Origin of the sequence: Lysobacter antibioticus HS124, assembly GCF_000336385.2 — a bacterium.
In the GTDB taxonomy this organism is placed as follows: Bacteria; Pseudomonadota; Gammaproteobacteria; order Xanthomonadales; family Xanthomonadaceae; genus Lysobacter; species Lysobacter firmicutimachus.
The window spans coordinates 13,926-30,035 of record NZ_HG424472.1 but is presented as its reverse complement, the minus strand read 5'-3'; the positions used below and the strand labels follow the sequence as shown (position 1 = coordinate 30,035).

16 protein-coding genes are annotated in these 16,110 nt (G+C 69.7%); 10 read left to right on the top strand and 6 right to left on the bottom strand.

The window, feature by feature from the left end:
* Positions 1-61: 61 nt before the first annotated feature.
* On the bottom strand, positions 62-652 hold the full coding sequence (locus TX83_RS07270; RefSeq protein WP_064747274.1) for a DUF4126 domain-containing protein: 591 nt from the start codon (positions 650-652) through the stop codon (positions 62-64).
* A 63-nt stretch (positions 653-715) separates the two neighbouring features.
* Between TX83_RS07270 and TX83_RS07265 the strand changes: the two genes are divergently transcribed.
* The 9 genes from TX83_RS07265 to TX83_RS07225 all read left to right on the top strand — a co-directional run bounded on the left by TX83_RS07265 (position 716) and on the right by TX83_RS07225 (position 10,226).
* Complete coding sequence (locus TX83_RS07265) at positions 716-1,450, top strand: DUF6776 family protein (RefSeq protein ID WP_064747273.1); 735 nt, start codon at positions 716-718, stop codon at positions 1,448-1,450.
* Positions 1,451-1,453: 3 nt separating this feature from the next.
* Positions 1,454-1,876: a bactofilin family protein gene (locus TX83_RS07260; protein ID WP_064747272.1), complete on the top strand. Its 423-nt coding sequence runs from the start codon at positions 1,454-1,456 to the stop codon at positions 1,874-1,876.
* A gap of 31 nt (positions 1,877-1,907) precedes the next feature.
* Positions 1,908-2,726, top strand: coding sequence for a DUF6776 family protein (locus TX83_RS07255; protein WP_261370051.1), 819 nt, complete (start codon positions 1,908-1,910; stop codon positions 2,724-2,726).
* A gap of 58 nt (positions 2,727-2,784) precedes the next feature.
* On the top strand, positions 2,785-3,159 hold the full coding sequence (gene erpA, locus TX83_RS07250; protein ID WP_064747270.1) for an iron-sulfur cluster insertion protein ErpA: 375 nt from the start codon (positions 2,785-2,787) through the stop codon (positions 3,157-3,159).
* A complete protein-coding gene (nudC, locus tag TX83_RS07245; protein WP_064747269.1) occupies positions 3,156-4,112 on the top strand; it encodes an NAD(+) diphosphatase in 957 nt (318 codons plus the stop codon). The genes erpA and nudC overlap by 4 nt, the downstream gene beginning before the upstream one ends.
* Before the next feature lie 133 nt (positions 4,113-4,245).
* A complete protein-coding gene (ampE, locus tag TX83_RS07240) occupies positions 4,246-5,157 on the top strand; it encodes a regulatory signaling modulator protein AmpE (protein ID WP_064747268.1) in 912 nt (303 codons plus the stop codon).
* Between the two features lie 380 nt (positions 5,158-5,537).
* Entirely contained in the window at positions 5,538-6,299 is a 762-nt protein-coding gene (locus tag TX83_RS23775) for an RNA polymerase sigma factor (protein ID WP_315851253.1), read from the top strand.
* Positions 6,296-7,288, top strand: a complete 993-nt coding sequence (locus TX83_RS07230; RefSeq protein WP_064747267.1) for a FecR family protein — start codon at positions 6,296-6,298, stop codon at positions 7,286-7,288. The genes TX83_RS23775 and TX83_RS07230 overlap by 4 nt, the downstream gene beginning before the upstream one ends.
* A gap of 94 nt (positions 7,289-7,382) precedes the next feature.
* Entirely contained in the window at positions 7,383-10,226 is a 2,844-nt protein-coding gene (locus TX83_RS07225; protein WP_064747266.1) for a TonB-dependent receptor, read from the top strand.
* Positions 10,227-10,229: 3 nt separating this feature from the next.
* Here TX83_RS07225 and TX83_RS07220 read toward each other — a convergent pair whose 3' ends face one another.
* From TX83_RS07220 to TX83_RS07210, 3 genes are all read right to left on the bottom strand, one after another.
* Complete coding sequence (locus TX83_RS07220; protein WP_064747265.1) at positions 10,230-10,652, bottom strand: DUF2752 domain-containing protein; 423 nt, start codon at positions 10,650-10,652, stop codon at positions 10,230-10,232.
* Between the two features lie 25 nt (positions 10,653-10,677).
* Positions 10,678-11,007, bottom strand: a complete 330-nt coding sequence (locus tag TX83_RS07215) for a CD225/dispanin family protein (protein ID WP_064747264.1) — start codon at positions 11,005-11,007, stop codon at positions 10,678-10,680.
* Between the two features lie 84 nt (positions 11,008-11,091).
* The gene (locus TX83_RS07210) at positions 11,092-12,975 is read right to left on the bottom strand and encodes an MFS transporter (RefSeq protein WP_064747263.1); all 1,884 of its coding nucleotides are present in this window, start codon (positions 12,973-12,975) and stop codon (positions 11,092-11,094) included.
* A gap of 668 nt (positions 12,976-13,643) precedes the next feature.
* Between TX83_RS07210 and TX83_RS07205 the strand changes: the two genes are divergently transcribed.
* Positions 13,644-14,696, top strand: a complete 1,053-nt coding sequence (locus TX83_RS07205) for an alpha/beta fold hydrolase (protein ID WP_064747292.1) — start codon at positions 13,644-13,646, stop codon at positions 14,694-14,696.
* A 169-nt stretch (positions 14,697-14,865) separates the two neighbouring features.
* On the opposite strand, the gene TX83_RS07200 is transcribed toward TX83_RS07205, so the two are convergent.
* Complete coding sequence (locus TX83_RS07200; protein WP_064747262.1) at positions 14,866-15,471, bottom strand: mechanosensitive ion channel family protein; 606 nt, start codon at positions 15,469-15,471, stop codon at positions 14,866-14,868.
* A gap of 135 nt (positions 15,472-15,606) precedes the next feature.
* On the bottom strand, positions 15,607-16,011 hold the full coding sequence (locus TX83_RS07195; protein WP_064747291.1) for a RidA family protein: 405 nt from the start codon (positions 16,009-16,011) through the stop codon (positions 15,607-15,609).
* Positions 16,012-16,110 lie beyond the last annotated feature (99 nt).

The window sequence follows — 16,110 nt, the reverse complement described above, 5'->3', positions numbered from 1 at the left end:
GGCTTTTTTATTCTGCAGCAGCGATCGGCGAGCGTCGGTCGTTGCGCGCTGCCCGGTCTTCTCAGCTCACTTCCAGCTCTTTGGCCTTGCGCCGCCGCCCGAAGATCTTCCGCCACAGCCACCACAGCGCCGTTCCGATGGTCAGGCTGATCAGCACCACGATCGCCAACGTCACCCAGGGATAGGCGAACACCAGGGCCAGGCCGCCGACCACGGCGGCGTCCTCGGTGACCGAGGCGGTCCAGTTGGTGACCGGCTCGGGCGAGGCGTTGAGCAGGGCGCGCGAGCCGGACTTGAGCAGGTGGCTGGTCAGGGCCACGCCGGCGCCGGCCGCCAGGGCTCCGGCCCCCAGCTCGCCGTCGGGCGACATGGCCGCCGCGGCCAGGAACGCGCCGACCGGCACCCGCAGCAGGGTGTGCAGCAGGTCCCAGCCCGAATCGACCCCGGGGATCTTGTCGGCGAAGAACTCGCCGGCGGCGAGCAGGCCGCAGACCCCGAGCACCCACGGCGACTGGGTCGCCTGCAGGGCCTGCGGCAGGTCCAGCCAGCCCAGAAAGCCGGCCAGGCCGACGCCGAACACGGTCAGATAGACCCGGACCCCGGCCAGCCAGGCCAGAACCACTCCAACTGCGAACAGGTGCGCATCGGACACGGCGGCGTTCCCGTTAAGATCGAGGGTTGAGTATAGGCAAAGCGGCGTTTGTCGCAGTCGAGCATGGCCAAAGCCCCGCCGCCCCGTTTCGTCATCGTCCAGCAACAGCCGGACAAGCGTCCTTATATCTGGGCCGCCGTAGGCGTGGCGTGGGCGGCGTCGCTGGTCGGCGCCTGGCTGTGGTCGCAGTCGCGGGCGGCGCCGATGCTGCCCGAGGTCAGCGCCGAGCTGGCCGCGACCCAGCGCGAATTGCGCCAGCGCCAGAACGAGCTCGACCGCCTGGCCCAGCGCGAGACCACCCTGCAGCGCTCCGACCAGATCAGCCGCGCCGCCAACAAGCAGGTGCAGGAGGCCCTGGCCCAGCGCGAGGAGGAGATCTCCGACCTGCGCGCCGACGTCGCCTTCTACGAACGCCTGGTCGGTGCGACGGCGCCGGCCAAGGGCCTGAACGTCCACTCGGTCGAGTTCAAGCCCGAGGCCGGCGGCACCTGGCGCTACCAGATCGTGCTGACCCAGAACCTCAACCGCGGCGCGGTCAGCAGCGGCGGCCTGCACTTCCAGGTCGAGGGGGTACGCGGCGGCAAGCTGGCGTCGATCGGCTGGGACGAATTGCACCAGAAACCGAAAGCGCCGCCGCAGAACTATTCTTTCCGCTACTTCCAGCAGCTCGACGGCAGCGTGATGCTGCCGGCGGGGTTCACCCCGCAACGCGTGCGCGTTTCGTTGCGCGGGGAAAACGCTTCGATCGAACAGCGTTTCGCCTGGAAGAGCGGCGTCACCGTAACCGGGGAAACTTAAACGATGTTCAAGACCAGCAAACCGACCCAACTGCGCGAAGGCCAGGTCGACACCATGATCGGCCCGCAGGTGGTGATCCACGGCGACCTGCATTTCAGCGGCGGGCTGTATATCGAAGGCCGCATCGTCGGCAAGCTGGTGGCGCAGGAAGGGCAGCCGGCCAGTCTGACCCTGGCCGAAAACGGCAGCATCGAGGGCGAGGTGCGCGCGCCGGTGGTGGTCCTCAACGGCACCCTCAACGGCGACGTTTACTCCAGCGAACGGGTGGAACTGGCGGCCAAAGCGCGGGTCCAAGGAAACGTGCATTATCGGGTCGTGGAAATGACCGCCGGCTCGATGCTGACCGGCCGCCTGATCCACGCCGAGTCGGCGGCGGCCCTGCCGGCGCCTGAAGCCGCGATTACCGCCCTCGCCGCGATGGATTGAGCGGCGCGGGCCCAGCCCCCAGACGGTGTGGATGAGCGAAACGACCTCCCCAGCCACGCCGTCTCCCGCCGGGTCTCCGCCGAACGCCGACCCGAACCCCGTGGCGCCGGCCGCACAGGCGCAGCGCCATCCCTGGCGGATTCCGGCCGCGATCGCCCTGACCGCGGCGCTGGCTTTCGGCGCCTGGGGCCTGTGGCGCTCGATCGGCGAGCCGGCCGACGAGATCGCGTCGGTTCCGCCCGGAGCCGAGGTCCTGACCCCGAGGCAGATGCGCGCCGAGCTGGAACAGCTGCGCCAGCGCGTGACCACCCTGGGCCGTTCCGACGAGATCAGCCGCCAGGCCAACCGCGACCTGCAGAGCGCGCTGGCCGAGCGCGACGAGGAACTCGCCGGCTTGCGCGCCGACGTGGCCTTTTATGAACGCCTGGTCGGCGCCACCGGCCAGCGCCGCGGCCTGACCGTGCACGCGCTGAAGATGCAGGCCCAGGAGAACGCGCCCTCGGCCTGGCACTTCACCACCACCCTGACCCAGAACCTCAACCGCGGTGCGGTCAGCGCCGGGCGCCTGAGCCTGGCCCTGGAAGGCACCCGCGACGGCAAGCTGGAGAAGCTGGCCTGGACCGACCTGCGCCAGCAGCCGGCGGCGCCGGGCGTGGCCTACTCGTTCAAGTACTTCCAGCAGGTGGAGGGCGACGTGTTCGTGCCCGCCGGGCTGGTCCCGGTGCGGGTCACGGTGCGGCTGACCCCGCAGTCGGGCGCGCCGGTCGAGCAGTCCTTCACCTGGGCCGAGGCGACCCGGGAGGCGCCCGCCGGCACCGCCGCAAGCCCCGCCGCCGGCACCGGCGGCTGATCGCAGTGTTCGCCCGGTGCGCTTGAATGCGCGTCGCCGGGCCCTCATCCTTTTGCGTATGGAAACCACTCTTCACTCCGCCGCACCGGCCTATCAATCGCTGGAGCGGCCGTTGCAATTCACCTCGGCCGCGGCGAACAAGGTCCGCGAACTGATCGCCGAGGAGGGCAACGACGCCCTCAAGCTGCGCGTCTACATCCAGGGCGGCGGCTGCTCGGGCTTCCAGTACGGCTTCGAGTTCGACGAACAGCAGGGCGAGGACGACCTCGCCGTGCAGACCGACGGCGTCACCCTGCTGGTCGATCCGCTGAGCCTGCAGTACCTGATGGGCGCCGAAGTCGACTACACCGAGAGCCTGCACGGCTCGCAGTTCGTGATCCGCAATCCGAACGCGAAGACCACCTGCGGCTGCGGTTCCTCGTTCGGCGTGTGAGCGAGCCTCTCGCCCCGCAAGCGTCCGCGTTCGCCTTCGTCGACTCCGGCTCGGCCTGGCGCGCGGTCCTGGACCGCGCCGACCACCTGCGCGACGACTCCGCGGCCTTGACTGCGTTGTGGCCGCAGGCGCGGGTGATCGTGCTCGATGCGTCCGGCCAGGCCTATGCCGACGACGAGGGCGGCCTGCGCGCGCCGAGCGGGCAGGAGCTCAGCGAAGGCCCGGGCGGCGTCGGCGCCGCGGTGTTCCTCGGCCTGGACGGCGAGGGCGGGGCCTGGTTCGCGATCGAGGCCGAACTGGTCGCCTGGCAGGCGCCGCGCCGGGTCGATCTGCGCAGCGCCGCCGCGCATTGGCCGCTGTTGCATGCCAGCGTGTTCGCCCAGGCCCGCGCCCTGCAGCACTGGCGCAGCCGGCACCGTTTCTGCGGCGCCTGCGGGGGCGAAGTCGCGTTCGCGCGCGCCGGCTGGCTCGGCCGTTGCGGCCTGTGCGGCAGCGAGCACTATCCGCGCACCGATCCGGCGGTGATCGTCGCGGTCGGCGACGGCGAGCGCCTGCTGCTCGGCCGCCAGGCCGGCTGGCCGCCGCGCCGTTACTCGGTGATCGCCGGCTTCGTCGAGCCCGGCGAATCGCTGGAGCAGACCGTGGCGCGCGAAGTGCTGGAGGAAACCGGCGTGCGCGTGCGCGGCTGCCGTTACCTCGGCTCCCAGCCCTGGCCGTTCCCGGGCGCGCTGATGCTCGGTTTCTCCGCATTGGCCGAACCCGACCCGCCGCAGGTCGGCGATGAGCTCGAAGAGGCGCGCTGGTTCACCCGCGAGGAGATCCGCGCCGCCGCCGCGCGCGGCGAACGCGACCGCGACGACGGCGTCGGCCCGTTGCTGTCGCCGAGCATTTCCATCTCGCGCTGGCTGATCGATCAGTGGCTGGCCGAAGCCGAGGCGCACGCGCGCGGATGAGGCCCCCGCGCCGGCCGCAAGCGCCGGCGCAATGCGTTCACGTACGGTGCGCGCGGCGCGCTGCGGCCGGCCTCAGTTCCGTACGGTCGCGCTAGAATCGGACTCAGATTCGCTACGCCAGGAGCGTCGCCCGATGTCCGTCACGTTGATCGCCGCCGTCGTCGCACTGGTGCTCGGCCATCTTGCCCAGTCGCTGGCCGCGTCGGTGCGTCACTACGGCTGGTACGGCGACTGGCTGCGCTGGATCGGCAGCCGCTTCCCCGAAGGCAGCTTCTGGCACGGGCAGGGCGGCCTGATCCTGGCCCTGCTGCCGCCGTTGCTCGGCGTCGGCCTGTTCCAGCTGGCCCTGGACGAACCGCTGATCGGCCTGGGCGGGCTGGTGTTCGCGATCGTGGTGCTGTTCTACGCCTGGGGCCCGCGCGATCTGGATCAGGATGTCGAGGCGCTGGCTTCGGCGCGCGATCCGGCGGCGCGCCGCGAGGCTGCGGCGCGGCTGTTCGGCTACGGCGAGACCCCGGTGCTGGACGGCGGCGCACTGGTCGAGGCGGTGTTCCGCAGCGCGTTGCGGCGTTGGTTCGGGGTGCTGTTCTGGTTCCTGGTGCTGGGTCCGGTCGGTGCGCTGGGTTACCGCCTGATCGCCCTGGCCGCCGAAGGCGAGGCCTCGCGCGAGCTGCCCGGCGAAAACCGCGCCGGTGCGCGCGCCGCGTTGGCGGCGCTGGACTGGCCGGTGGCGCAGCTGATGACCCTGGCCCTGGCCCTGGTCGGCAATTTCGACACCGTGCTCGGCGCCTGGCGCGAGTCCGGCGGTGCCCGCCCCAGCCTGGACCACCGCTTCCTCGGCGCAGTCGCGCGCGCCAGCGTCAAATGCGAACTGGCCGAAGAGGCCGCCGACTACGTCGACGAATCCGGGGTGAGCGCGCCCACGGCGCCGGCCACGATCGGCGAGGTGCCCGAGCTGCGCGACGCGATGAGCCTGGTCTGGCGCAGCCTGCTGGTCTGGCTGGCGGTGCTCGCGCTGTTCGTGATCGCCGGCTTCGTGTCCTGAGCCCGCCCGCGCCCGCCCGGGCGCGTGTTCCCTCCGCGGCGGCGGCGCCTGCCGCCACGACCGTTCGGTCCCGGTTTGCGACCGTCTGAACCGAATCCCGACGCCGGCGCATGGAACGGGTAGGGAGCCTCCGCCCCAACTGCGTTTCATGTCACGGGTGCGGCAGATCCGATGCGCCGCGCGAGTCGCCCGCTTCCCGCGTCGCATCGGGAGGCGTCGGTTCCGCCGGGGTGGCGAGGCGGGCTTCGCGCGCCGCGGACCGGTCGGGCCCGGCGGTCGTGTTGCAGCGTGTCGCGACGCCTTGCCGGCGCTCGGGGGACGGCGCGCAAACGCTCTCTGGGGCGGCGGCAGGCGATCGAATCGTTCCGGCGTTGCGTTGCGTGACTGCGGTCGCGCCTGCGCGCTCAACTTCCTGCGGAGAACCCGATCCGGTGAGTCGATTTACGCCCATCATCCAGGCCGGTTTCGCGCCCGGCCTCGCCGTGCCCGAGACCGCGGACTTCGTTCGCCCGGCGCAGACGGCTGGGCTAGTATCGAAACACATCCCGGGAACGTGGACGAAAGTGGACGTGGGTCAGGACTCCTCGGCGGCGAACCAGGCGGCTTCGGCGCGCGCGGACGAAGATCATTTCGTCGCGTTCCTGCGCGACCACCGCGAACCGCTGATCGCGTTCCTGCGCAAATCCGCCGCCAGCCTCGAGGACGCCCAGGACATCGCCCAGGAAACGATGATGCGGATGCTGCGCTACCGCGAGCAGCCGCCGGAATCGCTGAAGATCCTGATGTACCGCATCGCGATCAACGCCCTCAACGATCGCGGCCGGCGACAGAAGACGCGACACGCGCCCGAACACGTCAGTCTGGACGAGGACTACCATGCGCTGCCTTCGCAGGAGCCCGCGCACGACCAGCGCGTGGCGACCGAGCAGGAACTGGCGGTGGTGCGCGCGGCGATCCTGCAGTTGCCCGCGCGCAGCCGCCAGGTCTATCTGCTCAACCGCATCAACGGCATGAGCTACACCCAGATCGCGCGCCATTGCGGTATTTCTGTAAAGGCGGTGGAGAAGAATATCGGCCGGGCGCTGGCGCTGTTGCGCACGCGCATGAAGGAAAGCGGCTACGAGAGCTGGCAGGAATCATGAAGACTTCACTCACCGCATCGACGGGTGTCGACGACGGCCGCGCGGAAGCGTGGGTGGCGCGGCTGGATTCGCCCGAATGCACCTCCGAGGAGCGGGCGCAGTTCCAGCGCTGGCTGGACGAATCGCCCGCGCACGTGGAGGCCTATGTGCAGGCCGAACGCGCGCACCAACTGGCGGCGCAACTGGCCGGCGACGACATGCTCCAGGCCGCCGCGCGCATCGCCTGGCGCGCCAGCCGCGATAGCGCGCGGCCGCGCTGGTGGGCGCCGGCCGCGCTGGCCGCTTCGTTGCTGGTCGCCACCGTGGTCGGCATCGGCTGGCTGCGCACGCCCGCGCCGCTGCCCGCCGGCGAACGCTATGCGACTGCGGTCGGCGAGCAGCGCGCGCTGCGCCTGGCCGACGGCACCCGGGTCTTGCTCGACACCGACTCGGTGATCGTCGCCCGCTTCGGCGAGGACCGGCGCGAGATCGAAGTCGACCGCGGCCGGGTCCAGTTCCAGGTCGCCGCCGATCCGCAGCGTCCGTTCTCGGTCAAGGCCGGGCGCGGCACCATCCGCGATATCGGCACCACCTTCCAGGTCGACAAAACCGACGCTACGGTCAATGTCGGCCTGATCGAAGGCGCGGTCGAAGTCACCGGCGCGGTGGCCCAGGCCCGCAGCACCCTGAGTCCGGGCCAGCAGCTCAACTACGACGGCGAAGGCCGGCTCGGCGTGCCCGAGCCGCTGGACCTGGCCGTGGCCCAGGCCTGGCCGGACGGCGACCTGGTGTTCAAGAACCGGCGCCTGGATGCCTTGCTCAGCGAAATGAACCGTTACTCGGCGACCAAGCTGCGCCTGGCCGAGCCGGGCCTGGGCGACATCACCGTCAGCGGCGTGTTCCACATCGGCGACCAGGCCTCGCTGCTGCAGGCCCTGGAGCGCGGCTGGTCGCTGCAGAGCGAACGCAGCGACGACGGCGACATCGTTTTGCGGCGCAAGGCGGGTTGAGACACCGCATCGGCCGAGTCGATGCTATGGTTGGACGTGCGCCGTCCACAGGGGGCGCCGTGTTCCGCTGTAGTCCGATCGATGCGGTTGGTGGATGGCCAAGATTTTCCCTGCGTTCCTCGTTTCCGTCGCGCTTCTAGCCGCGTCCGAAGCCGGGGCTTTCCAGGCCCCTCCTAACGATTCCACTGGGGATGGCTACCACATCCGCGCCGGTGCGCTGGACGACGCCCTCAACGCGTTCGCCGCGCAGAGCCGCGTGCAGATCCTCTACTCGCCGTCGCTGGTCGCCAACCGTCGCAGCGCCGGCTTGGACGGCAAAGCCCCGACCCGCGAGGCCCTGGCCCGCCTGCTGCAAGGCACCGGCCTCACCGCGGTGGCCGTAAACGCCAACACCTACTTGTTGCAGGCGGTGCCGCGGCCGCGCCCGGTCGCGCCGCCGCGTGCGACGGTGCGGCGCGAATCGACCCCGCCGAGCGCGCCGACCCAGCTCGACACGGTCCATGTCACCGGCACCCGCATCCCGCGCTCGGCGTTCCAGACCTCGACCCCGCTGACCATCATCACCCGCGAGGAAATCCGCGCCAGCGGCCATCAGACCCTGTTCGACCTGCTGCGGCTGATGCCGGGCATGACCGGCCACCATCCGCGCGACGTCGCCACCGGCGGCGGCGCCTCGCAGGTGCCTTCGGCCGCGGCGGCGTCCTCGAGCCTGTACTCGCTGGGCCCGCGCGCGACCCTGTTCCTGGTCGACGGCCGGCGCATGGCCAACTACGGCCTGGTCTCGACCGACATGGGCGCGCTCAGCGATCTCAACGGCATTCCGTTGAGCATGATCGACCGGATCGAGATCCTGCACGGCGGCGCCTCGGCGATCTACGGCGCCGACGCGATGGCCGGGGTGGTCAACATCATCCTCAAGAAGGACTACAGCGGCGGCGAGATCACCGCCAACTTCGGCGTCTCCGACCGCGGCGACGCCGAACAGCAGCGGCTGTCGGCCAGCATCGGCCTGCAGACCCGCGGCGGCGGCAGCGTGTTCCTCAGCGCCGACCATTTCACCCGCAACCCGCTGGTCGGCAGCCAGCGCGACTGGAGCACGCTCGACCAGCAGGACAACGGCCTGCGCGACGCGCGCATCCCGTTCGGCTATTACTTCGGCAACTACTACGTGCCGATCGACGGCTGCGAAGACCGCGACGCCGGCGAGGGCGGCAAGCCCTGCAGCCTGGACCGCGCGCGGTACGTGAGCCTCCAGCCCGGCATCACCAGCAACGCCTTCTACGCCCATTACCGCCAGCCGATCGACAACAACGGCGAGTTCTACGCCGACCTGCGCGCGACCCGGGTGTCGCTGGAGATGCAGAACGCGCCGTTCTACGGCCTGGTCAGCCTGCCGGAAGACAGCCCCGACGCGTTCGCGCCGCTGCCGATCCTGCCGCTGGCCTATGCGTTTTCGGAGGTCGGGCCGGTGCGCAACCGCACCGTCACCAACACCCGCGACGCCACCATGGGCTTGCGCGGCTACCGCGGCCGTTGGGAGTGGGACCTGAGCCTGGCCCAGCGCCGCAACAAAGTGCACAACCGCATCGACGGATTGATCGACGAAAGCGAGCTGTTCGAAGCGGCCGAGCACGGCCTGTTCCGCTTCGACCAGAGCAGCAAGTCCAACGAGGTGATCGAGCGCATCGCGCCGCAGAACACCCTCGGCGGCGAGGTGGTGCTGGACAGCGCGGTGGCCAATTTCGACGGCCCGCTGTTCCGCATGCCCGGCGGCGACGCCACCGTCGCGGTCGGCGCCGAGTATCGCCGCGAGCGTTTGCGCAGCCGTCCCGGCGCGTCCTTCGTCAACGGCAGCGTGGCCCTGGCGCAGGACATGGAGCGCAGCAAGTCCAGCCGCAACGACTCGGCGGTGTACGGCGAGATCAATCTGCCGCTGCACGACACGCTGTCGATCGACGCGGCCTGGCGCCTGGACCGCAACGGCGGTTTCGGCAGCCGGGTCTCGCCCAAGGCCGGCTTCAAGTGGACGCCGACGCCGAGCCTGACCCTGCGCGGCTCGGTCGGCGAGGGCTATCGCGCGCCGACCCTGTTCGAGGTGCGGCGGCCGATGATGTTCGGCGACACCGCGCAGATCCCGTACTCCGACGCGATCGGCCCCTGCCTGATTCCGATCGACGACACCGCCACCTGCCTGGTCGACCAGCACGCCACGGTCAACCCGAAGTTGAAGCCGGAGACCTCGCACAGCCGCACGCTGGGGGTGATCTGGCAGCCCGCCGAGGCTTTCAGTCTCAGCCTCAATCACTACCGCATCGTGCGCAACAACGAGATGCTGGTGATCAACTCGCTGCAGCGTCCGGAGCTGTATCCGGAGGCCTTGCTGCGCGACGAGGAAGGCTACCTGTACGGAGTCAACGTCTACCTCGACAACGTCGGCCGCACCGAGGTGCGCGGCTGGGAACTCGACGCCGACTACCGGGTCGAGACCGCGCGCTGGGGCAAGTTCGCGATGCGCCTCAACGGCCATTATCTGGACCGGCTGATCCGCCGCTCGCACCCGCAGGTGCCGGCGCTGGACTACGCCGGTTACACCACGCCCGATCGCAGCCTGCTCGGCAGCGTGCAGTGGAATTACCGCGACTGGATCGCCACCCTCAACCTGCGCTACATGGGCCCGGCCAAGGTCGACTTCGGCGACCCGACCGTGGACTGCATGAAGCGCTGGAAGCGCGCCGGCAAATGCAGCACGCCCAGCGCGACCCTGGTCGGGCTCAATTTGGCCTACGGCGGCTTCGATCACTGGCTGCTGAGCCTCAACGTCAGCAACCTCACCGATCATGCCCCGGTCAATTACGACGAAAGCGCCGGCGGCTACAGCATCGCCGACGACGACCCGGTCGGCCGCTACTACCTGATCAGCGCGACCTACCGCTTCTGAGCCTCAGCCCGGCGCCAGCCACGCGAAGGGCGGCCACGGCAGGTTGCGCAGCACCCAGAAGCCGAGCAGCAGGCCGATCCACAGCCTGGCGCTGGTCAGCGCGGCGATCGCGGCCTTGGGCAGGCGATAACCGTAGGCGTGCAACACCAGCAGCGGCAGCGCCAGCATCAGCAGCGGCAACAGCGGATTCATCGCCAGCATCTGGGCGAAGTCGCCGTGGACCAGCGCGTGCGCGGCGCGGGTCATGCCGCAACCGGGGCAGTACAGGCCGGTGAGCTGGTAGAACACGCAGCCCGGCAGCGGGCTGTTGGCCGCATTGGGATCGAAACGGCGCAGCAGCCAGACCGCGGCGCCGCCGGCCAGCGCCGCCGCCGCGGCGGTCGCGGCGAGGGCGGCGTGGCGCCGGCGCGGGCTCAGTTCGTTCATGGCGCTGGGCAAGCCGGACGCAGGCTCAGCGCCGCTGGCGCGCCTGGTCGAAGAGCATGTCCACGCCGCTGGCCATGCCCTCGACGAACAGGCCCAACACCTGCATCACCACCGCCAGGCCGACCAGGGCGGTGCAGACCCAGGCCCAGGTACGGGCGTTGGCGGAGGCCTGTGCGGCGCCGGCCTCGTCGCCGGCGGCGAACTTGCTGTCGACCTGGGCGCCGTAGACGATCGAGACCACGCCCGGAATCGCGCCGACGCCGCAGCAGGCGCAGAACGCGATCACGGTGACGATGATCGACCAGACCAGGTAGTTCGGGTACGGCGACTTGGCGCCGACGGCGGGTTGATTCATGGACGCGCTCTCCCTCGCGTTGCGGCGGCGGTACCGGTGCCGCCGCGCTCGGCGCTCATCCTAGCAGCGCGACCGCGGCCCGGCTCAGGCGCAATCGCCGCGCAGCGCCCGCACCTGCGCCTCCAGGGCCGGCGCGTCGACCGCGGCGCCGTCGCGCGGCGGGTCCGCGACCACTTCGACCCGGGCCCGGAACCGGCGCGGCACGCGCATCCGGCGCAGGCGACCGTCGCGCTTGCTCCACATGCTCGACCACATTCCGCGCAACGCCATCGGCACCACCGGCACGGGGTTCTTGGCCAGGATGCGCTCGACCCCGGACTTGAACGTGGCGATCTCGCCGTCCTTGGTCAGCGCCCCCTCGGGGAAGATGCCGACCAACTGGCCGTCCGCCAGCGCCGCCTCGATTTCGGCGAAGGCGCGCCGCATGACCTCCGGGTCCTCCTTGGCGCCGGCGATCGGGATCGCCTTGGCGGTGCGGAAGATCCAGCTCATCACCGGGATGTTGAAGATCTTGTAGTACATGACGAAGCGCACCGGGCGCGGGATGCTCGCGCTGAGGATCAGCGCGTCCATGTAGCTGACGTGGTTGCACACGATCAGCCCCGCGCCTTCGTCGGGAATGCGTTCGGTGCCGGACACGCGCAGCCGGTACAGGGTGCGCACCAACACCCAGCTGAGGAAGCGCATCAGGAACTCGGGCACGATCGTGAAGATGTAGATCGCGACCAGGGCGTTGGCGATCGCCAGCGCCAGGAACACCTGCGGGATGGTCCAGTGGAAGAATCGCTGCACCACCACGCCCAGTACCGCGGCCAGGACGATGAAGGCGGCGTTCTGGATGTTCATGCCGGCGATCACGCGCGACAACTCGTTCTTGGGCGAGCGGTTCTGGATCAGCGCGAACAGCGGTACCACGAAGAAACCGGCGAACACGCCGATGCCGACCAGGTCGAGCATGATCCGCCAGGCGCCGGTCTGGGCGATGAAATCGGCGACTTCCAGCCCGGTCGCGGTGGCGGCGCCGGGGCGGGCGAAATACAGGTCGACCATGAACGCGCTCATGCCGAACGCGCCCAGCGGCACCAGGCCGATTTCGACCGTGCGCGCCGACAGTCGCTCGCACAACATCGAGCCCACGCCGGTGCCCACCGAGAACAGCGCCAGGGCGAAGATGTACAGCGTTTCGGCGCCGCCGAGGTTGGCGATGGCGTAGGTCGGCAACTGCGAGGTCAGCACCGTGCCGACGAACCAGAACCAGGACACGCCCAGGATCGAATTGCGCACCGCCGGCTGGCGCCGGGTCATGCGCAGGATGCGCAGCGATTCCGGCGCCGGATTCCACTGGATCTTCAGATCCGGCTCGCCGGCGTCGGCGCGCGGGATCATGCGGCTGACCAGGTTGCCGGTCACCGCCAGCAGCACGATCGCGCTCGCCGCGACCACCGGGCCTTGATCCCCGGCGAGCTTGAAGATGAGTCCGCCGAAGATCATCCCGACCAGGATCGAGATCGAAGTGCCCATCTCGACCAGGCCGTTGCCGCCGGTAAGTTCCTCGGGCTTGAGCACCGACGGCAGGATCGAGTACTTGACCGGCCCGAACAGGGTCGACTGCAGGCCGGTGCCGAACAGCGCGACCAGCAGGATCGCCATGTTCTGGGTGAGGAAGCCGATCGCCGCCAGCGACATGATCACGATTTCCATCGTGGTCGTGATCCGGATCAGCGTGTGCTTCTCCAGCTTCTCGGCGATCTGTCCGGCGGTGGCCGAGAACAGGAAGTAGGGCAGGATGAACAACGCCGGCGCCAGGTTGGTGTACAGCGTGCGTTGCGCGTCGCTGACCCCGAGGTAGAACAGCAGGCCGATGATCGCCTGCCGGTACACGTTGTCGTTGAAGGCGCCCAGAGCCTGGGTCAGGAAGAACGGCAGGAAACGCCGTTGGGTGAGCAACGCGAACTGGTTGTGCGCCATGCCGTCCTGCTATCGGTTCTGGTCCGCACCTGGATGGGCGGCTCGGGCGAAGGATTCGTCGGGCGAGCCTAACAAAACCGTCCCCGCGTCGTGTAGCGGGAATGGGCGGGGTAGCGGAAAAGTAGACCTGGAAGCTACGGCGTCGAACCGCGAAGGTCTTTTCCGGCCGCTCCGGCCCATCGTCCCGGCGCCGTTCGGGCCAGCTTTACCCTGCCTCCGTCGAAACAGGAGGTGGCTTTGCTCTCCACAAGGCGAGGGCCAACGCTCAACTCCTCGCGCCGGCTGCACGGTCGTCGCCCTCTAGCTTTTCAAGAAGGCAACGGCAGGGCGCAAACGGTTTGAAGACAGGCGCCGCGAACGGCCTGGAGCGCGCGGCCGCGAACGCCGCGGCCATGACGATCCCGCCTGCGTAGTTCCCCTTCTTTGAAAAACGGAGCAGGGGACTGGCTCCCGCCCGGCACAGCAGTCGAACCGTCGCCCCGATCCGGATCGCGCCCCCTTGGCTGCGACGCCGGCGAGCCCTGCGCTCCGGCACCGCCGTGTATCGCAATGTATCTGCATCCCTGTCCCGTCCGGCTTGCATACAAAACCCCCGATCCGCGGACACGTGCCGGATACCCCGTCCCGGCCCAATGACCTGGCCCGCCCATTCCCGCCAGGAGCCCGCCATGACCGCCGCCCCCATCGACCGCCTCCGCGATCCGCAACGCCGCCGTCTGCTCGGCGGCGCCGCTTCGGTTCTGCTCGCCGGCCCGCTCGGCAACCTCGGCTCCGCCTTCGCCGCCCCCGCCGGTGCGCCCGGTCCCGGTCGCAGCGTCGCTGCCGCCTGGGGCGCGCTCAAGCAGATCGACGCCGGCGTATTGCGCGTGAGTTATGCCGAGCTCGGTCCCCGCCACGGCCCTCCGGTGCTGCTGTTGCACGGCTGGCCCTACGACATCCACACCTATGCCGAGGTCGCGCCGCGGCTGGCCGAGCGCGGCTATCGCGTCATCGTTCCCTATCTGCGCGGCTACGGCCCCACCGCCTTCCTGTCCGCCGACACCCCGCGCAACGGCCAGCAGGCCGCGCTGGCCGCCGACGCCATCGCCCTGCTCGACGCGCTGGGCATCGAATCGGCGATCGTCGGCGGCTGCGACTGGGGCGCGCGCACCGCCGGCATCCTGGCCGCGCTATGGCCGCAGCGCTGCCGGGGGCTGGTATCGGTCAGCGGCTACCTGATCGGCAGCCAGCAGGCCAACCAGGCGCCTTTGCCGCCGAAGGCCGAGCTGCAGTGGTGGTACCAGTTCTACTTCGCCACCGAGCGCGGCGAACTTGGCTATGCACAGAACCGGCGCGAGTTCTCCCGGCTGATCTGGGCGCTGGCCTCGCCGCAGTGGCGTTTCGACGAAGCGACCTTCGAGCGCAGCGCCGCGGCGTTCGACAACCCCGACCATGTCGCGGTGGTGATCCACAACTACCGTTGGCGCCTCGGACTGGCCCAGGGCGAGCCGAAGTTCGACGAACTTGAAGCGCGGCTGGCGAAAGCGCCCACCATCGCTGTCCCGACCATGACCTTGGAAGGCGACGCCAACGGCGCCCCGCATCCGCCAGCGGCCGCGTATGCGCGCAAGTTCACCGGCCCCTACGCGCATCGCGAACTGCAAGGCGGCATCGGCCACAACCTGCCGCAGGAAGCGCCCGAGGCCTTCGCGCAGGCCATCATCGACGTGACTGCGCTCTGATCCGGCCGCGGCGACGCGCCGCATGCCGTGCTCTTTCGAAAACAGGGACGGGGATTCGCCGATGCCCGATCGATGCGGAAGCGATAGCTCAACGCTCCCGACCCGCTGCGCGGGCGCCCTCGCTAATACGGACAACGGCGACCGTAGGCGCTTGCGCAGGCGATTTCGCTCACCGCCCCGACGCATCCTGCCAGTCCGCCGACGCTTGCGCCTGCTCCCGCGCGGTCCGTGCCCAGGCCGGTTCCTGCCGCCAGCGCCGTGTCGTGCGTTGGAAGAACTGACTGTTGGGCACCTGCAGCACCGTGTCCTCGCTGTCGGCATGGATCTCCTGCAGCGAGGTATAGATGAAATTGATGTCGACCACCCGCCCCTTCAGCCCCGGCTTGTCGCCGTTCTCCAGCACTTCGATGTAGTCGTAGAGCCGGAAGGGCCGCGTGATCAGGATCAGCAGCGCGCAAAAGATGTTCGACAACACGCTCCACGCGGCGAAGAACGCCACCGCGCCGACCGCGACGAAGCCGGTCAGCGTGGTCCACACCACCGAGCCGGAAATGCCGAGCCGATTGAGGAACAGCAGCAGCGCGACGATGTAGATCAGCGTGCTCAGTACCCGGCGCAGGCCCAGCGCGAACGCCGGCGCGATGTCGTAACGCACGCAGACCCGCCGCACCAATTGCCGCAACAGGGTGGTCAGCAGCCAGGCCCCGACCAGGATCGCCAGGGCCTCGCCCAGCTTCATGGCGATATAGGCGCCTTGCGCGATGGTCGGCGACATGACGGTGCGGCTCTCGGCGCGTGGGATGGCCGGGCAGTGTAAGCGCAGGCGGGTCAGGGCGCCGTGCGCAAGGCGGCGGCAACGCCGGCCGCGCCGCGTCCGCCGCCCCGTGCGCGAGCGCGCGGCCAGCGCCGATCAATGCGCCGCGCTTTGCGGCAACTTGGCGATCACCTTGATCTCGAACTGGAATCCGTACAGCCAGGTCACCCCGATCCCGGTCAGGGTCGGGTGCGGCGCCTCGCCCCAGAACTCGGGCACGATCACCCAGATGCGCTCGAAATTCCGCTCCGGGTCGACCACGAACAGGGTGACATCGACCACATCGTCGAAGCTGCAGCCGGCCGCGGCCAGCACTGCGTTCAAATTGGCGAACGCCAGCCGCACCTGCGCTTCCAGTTCCGGCTCGGGCGAGCCGTCCTCGCGGCTGCCGACCTGGCCGGAGACGAACAGGAAGCCGTTCGACCGCAGCGCCGGCGAATAGCGGTTGCGCTGGTACAGCGCCTGCCGTCCTGCGGGAAATACCACATCGCGCTTGCTCATCATTGCCTCGGCGTGCAGCCGTCGTTGTCGATGCGGCCACGATAGAGAGGCACTGGATGCCGATAAACCCGGCGATCGGGTTTTCACTGTTTGTAGAAT